The organism is Natronosalvus sp. KLKA75 (assembly GCF_059736265.1).
This window is the reverse complement of the sequence record NZ_CM185522.1, coordinates 1,004,648-1,018,375: the sequence shown is the minus strand read 5'-3', so window position 1 is coordinate 1,018,375 and position 13,728 is coordinate 1,004,648. Positions and strand designations below refer to the sequence as shown.

Annotated in this window: 11 protein-coding genes and 1 pseudogene; 5 read left to right on the top strand and 7 right to left on the bottom strand. The window is 65.6% G+C overall.

What is annotated here, in order from left to right; genetic code table 11:
- Positions 1-131 precede the first annotated feature (131 nt).
- Positions 132-761 (bottom strand): annotated as a pseudogene (locus tag AC6I65_RS04890) (HAD family hydrolase); the annotation flags it as partial.
- A 187-nt stretch (positions 762-948) separates the two neighbouring features.
- On the opposite strand from AC6I65_RS04890, the gene AC6I65_RS04885 reads away from it, so the two are divergent.
- On the top strand, positions 949-1,287 hold the full coding sequence (locus AC6I65_RS04885) for an SHOCT domain-containing protein (protein ID WP_497902935.1): 339 nt from the start codon (positions 949-951) through the stop codon (positions 1,285-1,287).
- A gap of 236 nt (positions 1,288-1,523) precedes the next feature.
- Here the strand turns inward: AC6I65_RS04885 and AC6I65_RS04880 are convergent, their stop codons facing one another.
- On the bottom strand, positions 1,524-2,120 hold the full coding sequence (locus AC6I65_RS04880; protein WP_497902934.1) for a DUF7344 domain-containing protein: 597 nt from the start codon (positions 2,118-2,120) through the stop codon (positions 1,524-1,526).
- An 885-nt stretch (positions 2,121-3,005) separates the two neighbouring features.
- On the opposite strand from AC6I65_RS04880, the gene AC6I65_RS04875 reads away from it, so the two are divergent.
- Positions 3,006-3,959 (top strand): transcription initiation factor IIB, encoded by a 954-nt coding sequence (locus AC6I65_RS04875; RefSeq protein WP_497902933.1) that lies wholly within the window; start codon positions 3,006-3,008, stop codon positions 3,957-3,959.
- A gap of 123 nt (positions 3,960-4,082) precedes the next feature.
- Here AC6I65_RS04875 and AC6I65_RS04870 read toward each other — a convergent pair whose 3' ends face one another.
- A complete protein-coding gene (locus AC6I65_RS04870) occupies positions 4,083-4,259 on the bottom strand; it encodes a hypothetical protein (RefSeq protein WP_497902932.1) in 177 nt (58 codons plus the stop codon).
- A gap of 228 nt (positions 4,260-4,487) precedes the next feature.
- Between AC6I65_RS04870 and AC6I65_RS04865 the strand changes: the two genes are divergently transcribed.
- Positions 4,488-6,425, top strand: coding sequence for a DEAD/DEAH box helicase family protein (locus AC6I65_RS04865; protein ID WP_497902931.1), 1,938 nt, complete (start codon positions 4,488-4,490; stop codon positions 6,423-6,425).
- 62 nt (positions 6,426-6,487) lie between these two features.
- Here the strand turns inward: AC6I65_RS04865 and AC6I65_RS04860 are convergent, their stop codons facing one another.
- Both AC6I65_RS04860 and AC6I65_RS04855 read right to left on the bottom strand, forming a co-directional pair.
- Positions 6,488-6,850, bottom strand: a complete 363-nt coding sequence (locus AC6I65_RS04860) for a hypothetical protein (protein WP_497902930.1) — start codon at positions 6,848-6,850, stop codon at positions 6,488-6,490.
- Between the two features lie 196 nt (positions 6,851-7,046).
- Positions 7,047-7,304: a hypothetical protein gene (locus tag AC6I65_RS04855; protein ID WP_497902929.1), complete on the bottom strand. Its 258-nt coding sequence runs from the start codon at positions 7,302-7,304 to the stop codon at positions 7,047-7,049.
- 144 nt (positions 7,305-7,448) lie between these two features.
- On the opposite strand from AC6I65_RS04855, the gene AC6I65_RS04850 reads away from it, so the two are divergent.
- Both AC6I65_RS04850 and AC6I65_RS04845 read left to right on the top strand, forming a co-directional pair.
- Positions 7,449-9,371 (top strand): ATP-binding protein, encoded by a 1,923-nt coding sequence (locus tag AC6I65_RS04850; protein WP_497902928.1) that lies wholly within the window; start codon positions 7,449-7,451, stop codon positions 9,369-9,371.
- 125 nt (positions 9,372-9,496) lie between these two features.
- The gene (locus AC6I65_RS04845) at positions 9,497-10,639 is read left to right on the top strand and encodes a phosphotransferase family protein (RefSeq protein WP_497902927.1); all 1,143 of its coding nucleotides are present in this window, start codon (positions 9,497-9,499) and stop codon (positions 10,637-10,639) included.
- 121 nt (positions 10,640-10,760) lie between these two features.
- Here the strand turns inward: AC6I65_RS04845 and AC6I65_RS04840 are convergent, their stop codons facing one another.
- Both AC6I65_RS04840 and AC6I65_RS04835 read right to left on the bottom strand, forming a co-directional pair.
- The gene (locus AC6I65_RS04840) at positions 10,761-12,470 is read right to left on the bottom strand and encodes a spermidine synthase (RefSeq protein WP_497902926.1); all 1,710 of its coding nucleotides are present in this window, start codon (positions 12,468-12,470) and stop codon (positions 10,761-10,763) included.
- 53 nt (positions 12,471-12,523) lie between these two features.
- The gene (locus AC6I65_RS04835; protein ID WP_497902925.1) at positions 12,524-13,699 is read right to left on the bottom strand and encodes a hypothetical protein; all 1,176 of its coding nucleotides are present in this window, start codon (positions 13,697-13,699) and stop codon (positions 12,524-12,526) included.
- Between the last annotated feature and the right edge of the window lie 29 nt (positions 13,700-13,728).

Here is a 13,728-nt window from a genome sequence, read left to right as displayed (position 1 = left end):
CCACTGTCACTCGAACCACTGTCACTCGAACCACTGTCACTCGAACCACTGTCACTCGAACCACTGTCACTCAAATCGCCGTCACAGGCCGGCTCTCCGCCGGTCGGCGCCGTCGCCGAACTGTTTTCTAACACCAATTCGAGCCGATCGGGGACCGACTCGAGAGGCGTCTCCCCGAGCACGATCGACGTTCCCCCGGCCGCGTCGACGCCGCCGTCGGTTCGCCGATCGTCGCCCACGTGGACCAGGTCGGTGACGTCGACCCCGAGCCGTCGCGCCGTCGTCTCGAAGATGTGCGGCGAGGGTTTGCGCCACCCACAGCCGACGCTCGTCACGACGGCGTCGAAGTCGTCGCGCTCGAGCGTCGAGCGAGCGAGTGTCCGGCCGACCAGTTCCGGAACGGCGCAGTTCGAACAGACGGCGACGGGTCCGCGCTCGCGAGCGGCCTCGACCGCCCGACGGGCGCCGGCCCGGGTCTCGACGTCTGGGTCGAACGCGGCGACGACGGCCCGACGAACGACGTTCCCCGCCCCGGTCTCTCGCCACTCGACGCCAGCGTTCGAGAGCGACCGGCCGACGTGGGCCGGCAGCGGCACCTCCGCACCCACGGGGGCGTCGATGGTCGGGCGAGCGTAACGCTCAGCCCAGTCGCCGGGGACTGCCACGCCGCGTTTCTCGAGTTCGGACGCGACCGCCGTCGCCGGGTCCGCAGGTCGGTCGACGGCGACGAGCGTGCCGAACAGGTCGAACGAAACTGCCACGTGCGTGTGACTGGTGCAAGTCAACTTGAGTTTCGCGGTCTGCGCCGGCCACAGATTCGTCACTCGGAAGACTTTTTCCCTCACCCTCTGATCGAATCCTAAGCGAGCGAAAACGAGTCGATTGCTCGGCTCGATCCCCGCACTAATCGCCGTCGGGACGCTTCCGGTAGCGATTCTCGCCTAGTTTATGGTCGGCGTGTCAGCGGCCGTCTTCGTCGTACTCTTCTGCTGGGTCGGCCTGCTGCCGCTGTCGGGGGTGCTCATCGAGGAGGTCCTCGGAATCGACGGCGACCAGCACGACCCGATGGTTGGCGAACGCCGACCTGCGAGCCTCGACGAATCAGCGACAGACCCCGTCGAGGTCCTCCGGGAACGCTACGCTCGCGGCGAGATCGACGACGAGGCGTTCGAACGCGGCCTCGAGACGCTGCTCGAGAGCGAGGGGAGCGATCCCGAAACGATCCTCGAGCGCCGGCGGAATCGTTCGGAACCTGGCGACCGAAAAATCGAGCGCGAAACGAGCTAACGCTAACGCCGTCGCTCGGCGCGTAGAGGGGCTCCCGCAAGGGAACAGGTTGCTGGCACGCGAACTGCTCCGGTACTGGATGACCTCGGGAGCCAGTTTCGTGTACGTGCTCGAGAACTAAAAGTGCTTCTCGATAATTTGGGCACGAACGGGTCAGTACTCGAGGTTTGCATCGCTGATCGGGTCGAAACAATCGCCGCGTCGCAACCCGCGCGACCGAAGCGCGGCCGTCGAGATTACTGGATCCGGGACAGTTTCTCCTCGATGACCTGCTGGAATCGGTGGTTCACGAAGACGTGCACGAACGAGACCGCGAGGAAGGCCGCGACGATCACGCCAGCGAGGGCCGAGAGCGGGATGGCCGAGATTCCGGGGACGCCGAGGAGGCCGGCGGCGAGTACCACCGCGCCCACGACGCTCATGGCCGCGTACCACCGATCCCACCGCTCGCGACGGTGGGTGTCCGTGTCGAGGTACATGACCAGTAAATCCGCGTTGTCAGCCAGGGTGATGAGACCGCGATCCTGGTCGTAATCGACGATACCCGCGTCGTCCATCTTCGGCAGATGCGTCTGGTAGAGGGCGACGTAGACTCGTTTTCGCTGATCGGAACTCAGCGCGTTGACGTCGGTGTCGTTCTCCCAGGCTGCGATCTGTTCGGCGAGTTCACCCAGCGTTACCGTCTCCTCGGCCTCGAGTAAGTACGCGAGTACCTCTCGCCGTCGCCGGTTTTTCAGCAACTCGAAGATGACGTCTTTCGAGAGCGTTTCGTCGGTACCGTTCGCCGTAACGGAGGTTATCTCCTCGGGAAGGGACGTATCGATGGAGGACATCACCGGCACCTCCCGCCGGGAACTCGACGCCCGAACGCGGCCGGTCGCGCTCGAGCACCGACAAATCGCGCCTGGCTCGACCGGCTTCGAAGTCGGGTACGAGTCGGTTCCGTCCACCGTAGTTGATCGTTTACTGCCACCACAGAGCCGCTTGGCTCCGCCGAGGGAGACCGCTGTCCCGGCGAAGGGATACTCGCAATCACGTTTGACACACCAGTTTCTACGCCAACGGTATCAGTCTTAAACGCGGTCACGTTTTGCATCGCTTGCGAAGCCGGTACGTCGCCGCTTCTCGGCTCGAGCGAGGGTCGAGACGGCTCTCGCTCGAGTCGGTCGAATCGCGACTCGCCCGATGCACCATTTGTATCGGCGATAGGGGCTGTATCGAGCGCATACTGGGCCGACCGACCGCCGTTCCGCGGAGACGGGGGTCGGTCGAGGCGCGCCCTGCGGGGCGATCGAAAACGGGCTAGCGAGGGCTCCTCGGGACCACGTTGGCCGGTACGTCCGTCCTCGACGAGCGGGTGGACTCTATCCAGCAACACGCGCGTCCTTCTCGAGAACCGACCGCTTAACGGTCGTGGTCGGTTCGTCATCGAAGCCGACCGTTACTCCTCTCAGTCGTCATTTACCGAGCTGTAGCCACAGTCAGCGTGCTCGTACGCGGCCGGAGTCGCACCGGCGTGTGGCTAAGGTTGAACCGGCCTCTGGCCAGGGTCGGTCCGACGTTCGATCCGCCGGTGCGGGGCATCCGTCGACCCCGCCTACCGACGCGCGTCGAGCGCCAACCTGCCGAAGGTAGCGCCGTAGCCGGCGGAAAGTCCCTGTTACTCTCGAAACCATGTGACCCCCTTACAAAGACGGCTGGGTTCTCACCGCCTACTAATGACGCGGTCCGTCACCGAACGCACACGACAGGAATCACAGCGGACGAACAGCGGCCAGTGTCCGGATTGTGAGACGAACACGGTCGTGAGCGATCCCGACCGCGGCGAGCTGGTCTGCCGGGAGTGCGGTCTCGTCCTGAGCGACGAACCCATCGACTACGGCCCCGAGTGGCGGGCGTTCAACGCCAAAGAACACGACCAGCTCTCTCGCGTCGGCGCGCCGCTCACCCAGTCGATGCACGACCGGGGACTTACGACCACCATCGACTGGCGCAATCGGGACGCGAACGGCCATACGATGTCGGCTGACAAGCACGGACAGCTCCACCGGCTTCGCGTCTGGCAGGAACGCATCCGCACGAAGAACGCCGGCGAGCGCAACCTCAAGTACGCCCTCTCCGAAATCGACCGCATGGTGAGCGCCCTCGGCCTCCCTAACTCGGTCAAAGAGACCGCCAGCGTCATCTACCGGCGGGCACTCGACCGGGACCTCATCCGCGGGCGCTCCATCGAGGGAGTCGCCACCTCGGCGCTGTACACCGCCTGCCGGGAGGAGGGCATTCCACGGAGTCTCGAGGAGGTGACGGCCGTTTCGCGGGTCGATCAGCGCGAGATCGGACGGACCTATCGCTACATCGCCGACGAACTGAACATCAATCTCGAGCCGACGAACCCGCGCCAGTTCGTCCCCAGATTCTGCTCGGAACTCGACGTCGGCACGGACGTCGAGTCGAAGGCGGTCGAGATCATCGACGCGACGACCGAGCAGGGGCTGCACTCGGGGAAGTCTCCGACCGGGTTCGCCGCCGCGGCCATCTACGCCGCCGGACTCCTGTGTAACGAAACGATCCCCCAGCGAGCGGTCGCAGAGACGGCCCAGACGACCGTCGTCACCGTCAGGAACCGCTACCGGGAGCAACTCGACGCGATCGATCAGAGCGTCGAAGCCTAGGCGTTGCAGCCGCGGCGGTACTCGAGCGGGTGTTGTTCCAGTTCTGAAGCGGACTGAAGACAGTTTGAAGCGATCTGGAGATGGAGCGATCACGAGTGTTCGTCGACGCGACCACGTTATATTTCACATGACCGAACGTTCCTCTCCGCTGTAGACGTCCTCGTCGAGCAACGCGTGAAGCGAGTTGTACGGCACGAACGCGACGAACGCGTCGTCCTCGTCGAACAACTCGACGCCCGTATCGGTGTGTTCGTAGCGCGCACAGATGATCTGGCCTTCGGGCAGGATCGCGCGATACATGGGTTCGAATACGCCAGCACGCGGTAAAGCCGTTTGCCTCGACCGCTGAAACACCACAATCGTTATGTCGCCGTGTGCTAAAAATTGCGCTGGCGCATACCACCACCACCACCTACCGCTGTGCGCCCGGCTGCCACTGCAGCCGTTTTGTGCGGCTCCGACCACCCTGCCCTCGAGCCGTGGCGCTCGAGCGAAATCGGTTTATCACCGAGTCCGGTAGCCTATCCAGTGACTGACGACGCCGCAGACGCCGACGACGCTCACGACTCCACTCGCGGGGATGGAGTGACAGACCCCGACGACGCCCACCCGTCCCTCTCGCTCTCGGCGTTCCACGACGCCTGCCAGCGGGCCGGCCGCCCGTTGCTCACCGCTTCCGAACTCGCCAGACACCTCGAGCGACCCCACAGCGAGGTGACCGACGACCTCGAGGCGCTCGCGGAGCGGGGCGACCTGGAGCGCCTGGCCGTCTCCAGGGACCCCGTGGTCTGGTTCCCGGCCGAACTCGAGGACCTGACCGAACGCGAGCGGGTTGTCGTCTTCCCGAAGCGCCGCGAGATTATCGTCGACCGCCCCGATCAGTTCACCCGTGCGCAACTCTCCCAGTTCGCCCACCTCGCAGACGGCAACGGTGAAGGCGGCTACCGCTACGTCGTCCGCCCGGAGGACGTCTGGCAGGCCCCGCACGACTCGTTTGACGGCCTCCAGCGAACGATGCGACAGGCCCTGGGCCAGCGCTCGGACGCGCTCGAGTCCTGGGTCGAGAGCCAGTGGGATCGCGCCCGCCAGTTCAGGCTCGTCACCCACCCCGACGACTACACCGTGCTCGAGGCCCGGAGCGCGGAGATCATGGGCAACGTCGCCCGACAGAAACTCGACGAAGAGCACGTCCACGCGCCGATTTCCGACACCGAGGACTGGGTGCGCGAGGGATCGGAGGCGGCCATCAAGCGGATCCTCTACGAGGCGGGCTACCCCGTCCGGGACGACCGCGACCTCGAGTCGGGGGACGCCCTCGAGGTCGGACTCGAGGTCTCCCTGCGGGAGTACCAGCGAACCTGGGTGGATCGCTTCCTCGAGGCCGGATCCGGCGTCTTCGTCGGTCCGCCCGGCAGCGGCAAGACGATCGCCGCGATCGCCACGATGGAGGAAGTCGGCGGCGAGACCCTCGTGCTGGTCCCGAGCCGCGACCTCGCCCGCCAGTGGGCCCAGACGGTGCTCGACGTCACGAGTCTGGAACCCGAGCAGGTCGGCCAGTACCACGGCGGCCGCAAGGAGATTCGCCCGGTGACCATCGCGACCTACCAGATCGCCGGGATGGACCGCCACCGCTCGCTCTTCGACGACCGCGAGTGGGGGCTGGTGGTGTTCGACGAGTGCCAGCACGTCCCTTCGGACGTCTACCGCCGGAGCACGCACCTCCAGTCGCGCCACCGCCTCGGCCTCTCGGCCTCGCCGCTCCGTGAGGACGACCGCGCCGCGGACATCTTCACCCTGATCGGACCACCGATCGGCACCGACTGGGAGGCGCTGTTCGAGGCCGACTTCGTCGCCGAACCCGAACTCGAGATTCGGTACGTGCCCTGGGGCGACGACGAACATCAAAACGCGTACGGGTCGGCGGAGGGGCGGGAGCGCTACCAGCTGGCGGCGACGAATCCCGGCAAGGTCGCCGAGGTGCGCTACCTTCTGGCGTCGCATCCGGGCGCCCGCGCGCTCGTCTTCGTCGACTACCTCGAGCAGGGCCGGGACCTCGCGGCGGCGCTCGACGCTCCCTTCCTCAGCGGCGAGACGCCCCACCTCGAGCGCCAGCGGCTCCTGGACTCGTTCCGCCACGACGAGATCGACACGCTCGTGCTCTCGCGGGTCGGCGACGAGGGGATCGACCTGCCGAGTGCCGATCTGGCCATCGTGGCGTCGGGGCTCGGCGGCTCGAGACGGCAGGGCACCCAGCGAGCAGGCCGAACGATGCGTCCCGCTGGGGGCGCGCTGATGTACGTGCTGGCGACCCGCGGAACGCGAGAGGAGGAGTTCGCCCGCCGCCAGTTGCAGCACCTCGGCCGGCAAGGGCTGACGGTTCACGAGGAGACGGTCGAGCGGAATCTCGAGACGGAAGCGGAGACAGAAACGGAGTCCAATACGTCGTCTGAAGCCGCCGACGAATAGTTCTGACGGCGTCGTCGAGGACCAACGTCGCTCGAGTCTTCGGTCGACCGCTTCCGCTCACTCTACGCTCGAGGCGCCACCTGCAAGTCGACCTCCTCCTCGGCGTCCGTCTCGAGGTCGGCCTCGGTCTCGAGTTCGACCTCGACGGTTGCCACCTCCTGGACGGTCACGCCGACACCCTCGTTCAACTCACGTCTCACGACGGCCAGGTCCTCGCCCCGGTCGCCCACGAGGACGAGTCGGGTTTCGAGCGTGACGGTCGTGTCGTTCAGGCCGGGCTCGAGGCCGCGGACGGTCGCGTCGTCGACGCGCTCGACGGCCGCGACTCGTTCGACGATTCGTGCGCCTGCGGTGACGAGGTCGCCGGTCGCGTTCACGGGAACGCGCACGGCGAGTTTCGCCACGACGGTCTGGTATCGTGCCATAGTCCCCCGCCGAGAGTCGAACTCGGGGGCGGTCGCACGTGCCCGGGAATCGGGAACGCTGACGACCGCGCGGTGTCCACCACCGGGGGAAACCGCGCGGTCCAGGCTCGCCGGCAGAACGGATGGGATCGACGGACCGACCTCGAGCGATAGTGGGTCGGCAACGCGTACAAACCGTCCGGCCGGGAGAATGGACCTACGCGGCGCGGACGGAGATTCCGTCGAGATTCGACGAAATCGGGGTCGGGTGACCGAGTGCCCGTCCACGACCCTTCAGTCCGGCAACGCCGGAAGTCCTGGCGACGCCATAGCGTCCGGAGACGCTGGTGACGTCCCAGCCAGCGACGTCGACACACCGACCGGCAGTGCCGGTGACGGTGTCGACGTCGGTGGCGACGCCCGCGTTGCCACTCATCGGGGCGAACGCGGGAATCGGGTGGGTCGTGGTGGTCATGGTCGGTCGCGATCTGTGACGATCGGCTACCCTACACATCTGGGGGGAGTGACATAATCGTTTCCCAGGGTTGTCAAGCGTTCACACTCGTCGGACGCGGCGAGTGTCACGCGAGGCGAACCTTCAAGGGAACCCGAGGGCAGTGTGAACTATGCAGCGTTCGCGCAGGCGAGACGAGGTGAGGAGACGGTGAGCGAGACGCGGGAGGTGACGGTCGGCGAAGCGGCCGACGGCACCGACGTGACGCTCCCTGTCGTCGAGTTGCTGACCGGTCGCGGGTTCGTCACCGGAAAGTCCGGATCGGGGAAGTCCAATACGGCATCGGTGATCGCCGAGGAACTCCTCGAGGCCGGCTTTCCGCTCCTGATCGTCGACACCGACGGCGAGTACTACGGACTGAAAGAGGAGTACGAGATGCTCCACGCGGGCGCTGACGAGGAGTGTGACATCCAGATCGGGCCCGAACACGCCGAGCAGATGGCCTCGCTGGCGCTCGAAGAGAACGTCCCCGTCATCCTCGACGTCTCGGGCTACCTGGACGAGGAGGAGGCCGACGAACTCCTGCGAGAGACCGCCCGACAGCTGTTCGTCAAGGAGAAGAAACTGAAAAAGCCGTTCCTGCTGGTGGTCGAGGAGGTCCACGAGTACATCCCCGAGGGCGGCGGTCTCGGCGAGACCGGCCGACTGCTGATCAAGATCGGCAAGCGCGGGCGCAAGCACGGGCTGGGCATCCTGGGGATCAGCCAGCGCCCCGCCGACGTCAAGAAGGACTTCATCACGCAGGCAAACTGGCTCGTCTGGCACCGGCTCACCTGGGAGAACGACACCAACGTCGTCGGACGGATCATCGATTCGAAGTACGCCGAACTGGTCTCCGAGCTCGACGACGGCCAGGCGTTCATCCAGACCGACTGGATGGACGCAGGCGTCCGCAAGATCCAGTTCCGACGCAAGCGCACCTTCGACGCCGGGGCGACACCCGGCCTGGACGACTTCGAGCGGCCCGAACTCAAGTCCGTCTCCGACGCGCTCGTCGACGACCTCCAGACCATCTCCGAGCGCAAGGATCGCGAAGAGGACCGCATCGACGAACTCGAGAAGCGCCTCGACAGGAAAGATTCCAGAATCGAGACCCTCGAGGACGAACTCTCTTCGGCGCGTGACGTCTCCGAGGCCGCCCGGCAGATGGCCGACGCGCTCTCCCAGGCCGAACCCGTCCAGACGACGTTTCCGGAGACGGGCGGCGACATGCGCCGACTGCACGACGAACTGGTCGACCTCGAGGAACGAATCGAGGAACTCGAGGCCGAGCGCGAGGAACTCGAGGAGGAGAACGACGACCTCCGCGAGCGACTCGAGTCACGCGAGCGGGAACTCGAGAACCGAGACGACGACCTCGAGTGTCTCGAGGCCGAGAACGAGGAACTTCGCGAGCGCTGTCGCGAACTCGAGTTGTGGCTCGAGCCCGCGGATTCGGGTGACGAAGGGATAGTAGACGGCGGCGACGGAGCGGCGGCCGACGGTGGCGGGAACGCGGACGGGAACGGAAACGCGAACGAGAAGGCGGAATCGGAGGCGGCGGAGAGCGAAGAGACGCCGATTCTTCACGCCGACGGCGACGATCTCACGTTCGGCTACACGCCCGTCGACGACGCGAGCGAGGACGACATCCTCGAGACCGGCGCGGCGGACGACCCCGCGACGGGACCGATCGACCTCGACATGATAGTCCCCGATGAACGCGACACCATCGAGGACCTGCTGGCCCTCGAGGAGATTTCGACCCGCGTCACGGCGGCCTGTGACGACTCCCGGTGTGACGAACCGACTGCCCGACGCGTCATCGAGACGGTCGCCATCGACGGGCCGCTCTCGACGACCGCGACGGCGGAGTCGGTCGGCCGCTCGCCCGTCGCCGTCCAGAGCCTCCTCTCGGAGCTTCGAACCCGCGACGTCGTCGACCGCCGGGCGGACGGCACCTACGCCCTCGAGCCAGGACTGCTCGACGCGCTCGACAGGGAGACTGCGGTCGACAGAGAGTCCGCACTCGAGGCGGACGCCGAGTGAGCGGCGTCGTCGACTGGTCCAGCGGTTGCGGCGCGTATATGACTATAGAAAGTATAGTGCAGAGTGCTCGAGAATCACAACCACACAGCCGGGAGTGTTTTTAAATACCGGAGAGTGGTCGTCGTATGAACGACAGCGACGTGGACGCCGACGGCGACGGTGACGTGGACGCCAGCGACGACGTGAACCTCGACGTCGACCGCCTCGAATCCGTCCTCGCCGCCGAACTGGGAACGAGCGTGACCGGACTCGAGGTCGTCGACGACGGCCTCAATCTGATTCTCGAGGTGTTGAACGACGACGCCAGCGGCCCGTACGTGCTGCGAAAGCCGAACAAGTTGCGAGATGCGAGCTACATGAACGACCTGCGACGGGAGTACGCGGTGATGGAGCGGCTTCGCGAGACCTCGGTTCTCGCGCCAGTTCCCGTTCTGTACGGCGAAGACGAATCGATCTTCGGCGATCCGTTCTACCTGATGACTGCACTCGAGGGCGAACCGATTCCCCTCGGCGAGGACCTCCCCGAGCGCTTTCGGACGCCGCAGTCGCGAGAACGGGTGGCCGCGCGACTCGTCGAGACGCTCGCCGATATCCACGCGGTCGACCCTGAGCCGTTCGCGGACGTCTGTCACCGGCTGACGCCGCGGGCCCGCGTCGACCGCGCCGTAGAACGACTCGAGGAGACGGTCCAGGTGACGGGTCACGAGGTTCCGACGCTCCGGTCAGTTGCCGAGTGGCTCCAGGAACACGCGCCGACGGAGACGAGGACGACGCTCGTCCACGGCGACTTCAGACCGGGGAACGTGCTCTTCGCTGGCACAGACCGACCCGAAATTACCGGCGTCCTCGACTGGGAAACGGCCGCGCTCGACGACCCGCTGGTCGACCTGGGCTACCTGCTGCTCCGGTGGCGAGACGCGAACGACTGGCGACCGTCGCTCGAGGCGCTCGAGGCGCGACACGGGGACGAACACGAGCACGCCCTCCGGCAGTTGCGGGAGCAAAACGAGCGCGGCCTCAGCCCGTTCACGGCGAAACCCGGCAGTCCCAGTCGGCGGGACCTGGTCGCTCGCTACGAGGCGGCGACGGGGTTCGAGTTCGAACACAAGCGGTTCTACCGTGCACTGGCAGCGTTCTCGCTCGCGGTCGTGTGGGAGGACCTCCATCGCGACCGACTCGAGGCCGGGGATGCGTCGGATTGGGAGCCATACGTCGAGTACGCGTCGCTGATCGCGGACGGTATCGTCGGCGGCGAGTTCCCGCTGTAGCGACGCCGACGAGTTCGAATTCTCGAGAACGCGCTGGTGTCGCGGGCTTTCGGATAGTGGTTACTGGTTCGAATGTGGTCGCGATGGCGGTCTCGACCGCGAATATGGCCGTATCGATCGATCACGACGCTCGCGCGAGCGGCGCCAGACTCGAGGTGTTTCCGCCAGTATCGCCTTCGCTCGAGTTCGTGCCGTCAGTGGCGTTCGTTTCGTCGGCGTCGTCACCCGGGCCCGAACCCGAACCCGAACCCGAACCCGAACCCGAACCCGTCCCGGACGCCCCGTCGTCGGCCGTCTCCTCGATCACGTACTGTTGGCCGAGCATCGGGTCGAGCAACTCGTTGACCGCCGCCCGGTCGTCGGTGAGCACCGGCACGTCGTCGGTGTTCGGTTCGGCCATGTAATTCTCGATCTCCCCGGAGAGATCGATCGGAAGGTCGGTGTTCCGGTTTCGCGCCTGGAGGTCGGCTTCCGAGTAGCGCGTGGCGTTCTTGGTCGCGACAACCTGGATGTTCTGGACTGCTCCGGTATCGGACGTACGGAAGCTGTACACCTGTGGGAAGACCTCGTCCATGGTCGCGTACTCGGCGCGATAGAACTGCGAGGCCGGGCCGCTGGGCGCAGAGATGACGTTCGAGATGAGGACGCCGTTCTCGCTCAGGTGCTCGTCGACCAGTTGCATGAACTCTACCGTCGTCAATTCGAAGGGCACCTGGTCGCGCTTGAACGCGTCCAGGACGATCAGGTCGTAGGTCTCGTCGCTGTTCTGGAGGAACGATCGCCCGTCGACGGTGTGTGCCTGGAGGTCCGCTGACTGCTCGAGGCCGAAGTAGGTCTCGGCAGTGGCGGTCACCTCCTCGTCTATTTCGACGACGTCTATTTCGACGTCGTACTGGCGCTCGAAGTCCTGTGGTCCGGTGTAGCCACCACCACCGATGAACAACACCCGGTCGACCGACTCGGGGCTCTCGGCCATGAGCATCGGCAAGTGAAAGTACCGCGTGTACTCGAAGACGTGCCGGTCGGGATCGTTCAGATCCCGCGCGCTGTGGCGCGTGTCGTCGAGGTACAGCGTTCGGACGTCGCCGTTGTCTACCACCTCGAGTTGCTGGTGGGCAGTCTGGGTCTGGTAGACGACGTCGCCACGGGGGTCGAGGCCGATGGAGCTACTGGTGGCGGCACCGGCCAGCAGAAGCGAGACGACGGTGACGATGGCGAGCGTCCGCCTCGACGGCCGCGGGAGCGACACGACGACGGCTGTTCCGACGAGCACGAACCCGAAGAAGAGGCTAATCTGCGTGATCGACAGCGACGGGATGAGCATGTACGTCGTCACGCCGGAGCCGACGATGCTCCCGATGGTCCCGAGCGCGTAGATGTGTCCGGAGGCCTCGCCGATCCCCTCCTTGGCCGACAGTTCCGCCGCGTAGGGGCTGATGAACCCGAGGAGGTACGTCGGCGGCCCGAAGAGGATGATGATCGACGGGAGCGAGGCGTACCGCGGCGAGAGCGGGATGGCTGCCGTCGCGTACAGCAGCATGTCGCTCGTGTAAATGATGATCGCGATGTAGATCGCCGTGGCGAACAACAACCACCGCATCTGGCTGTTCGAGGCTCGCTCCGCCGCTCGCCCGCCCTGCCAGTAGCCCAGACTCAGTCCAGCCAGAAAGACCGTCAACAGACCGCCGACCGTGTAAATGTGACTCCCGAACTGCGGTGCGACGATGCGCAGCGCGAGAATCTCGAGACCCATACTGACGACGCCGGAGACGAAGACGGCGAGTTCGGGTTTCGAGAACTTCGTCGACTCGAGCGCCCGTGAAACGTCCATTAGCCGCCCAAAGTGGGTCCACCGACGTGTACCTGTTGGATCGATCGACGGCCTCAGTTTCGTTTCGGCATCGTCGAGTGACGGGTCGTCGCGTTCATGTCCGCTCGTTTCGAGGGCGATCGGGCGACAGTCGAGTACATCGTCCCGCGCCTGCGGCCGCTGCTCGAGCCGCCGAAGGGGCCGCCGTCGTCTCCGGTGCTCAGGAGGCCGTCGTCTTCTTTGTCTTCTTCGGCCTCGTCTCCTTCATCGCCGTCCTCCTCGTCGGTATCGTCTCCATTCGCCTCCTCGTCCTCAGGATCTGCTTCGTCCTCGGCATCCGCCTCCTCGTCGTCACCGAGACCCGCCGCCTCGAGCCCCGCTTTCAGGGATTCGACTTCGTCACCGAACCCGCCGACTGCATCCTTGAGGGCTGACGAAATGGAGTCCTCGAGGTCGCCGTCGTCGTCAGTTTCGTCGGCCTCCTCTGTTTCGTCGCTGTCAGTCTCATCGGTGGCTTCCACTGGTTCGCTATCGGACTCCGACGTGGATTCCTCGCTCTCGTCCGTCTCGTCTTCGTCCTTCTGGTCCGCTTCGCCTTCCTCGTCCATCTCGTCTTCGCCCTTCTCCTCATCCACCTCGTCTTCGTCCGACTCGTCCTCGTCCGTCTCGTCTCCAGCCGCTTCACCACCCTCCTCGTCGGGTTCCTCGGCATCCTCGCTCGCATCGGTGTCGGCCTCGCTGGCCTCATCGTCACCTGTTTCGACCGCGACGCTCTTCGTGAGGAGGCCGTACAGATCCAGCACCGTCTCCTCGAGCGAGTTCGCGTCGTCCAGGTCGGGATCTGAATCTGAATCGGGATCAGCGAGCGAGGCCAACCGCTGGAGAGCCCGCAGCGTGGCGACCTGGCCGGGGTCGCCGTTCGCGATCGCCTCGGGAAGCGACGACGGCGTAGACCCGTCGGGAAGGGTATCCAGGCCGACGCGCTCGAGCAGCGACTGGACGTCACCCTCCTCGACGAGTTCGTGTGCTTCCTCCGCGAGCGACGGCAGGTCGGTAGACGAAATCGGCTCCGGAAGGCTATCCTGGGCGCCGCCTTCGAGGTCGGCGGTCAGTTCGAGTGGTCGCCCCTCGTCACCGCCGTCACCGCCCGCATCGCTTTCGTCCTCCGCCTCGCGAATGCCGAGGTCGTCGAGCGCCGCTCGAGTGTCGGTCAACAGTGTCGTGATTCGGTCGTCCGTTTCTGTAGTCATAGGTGGAACTCACCTCGCTGGTCGTGCTA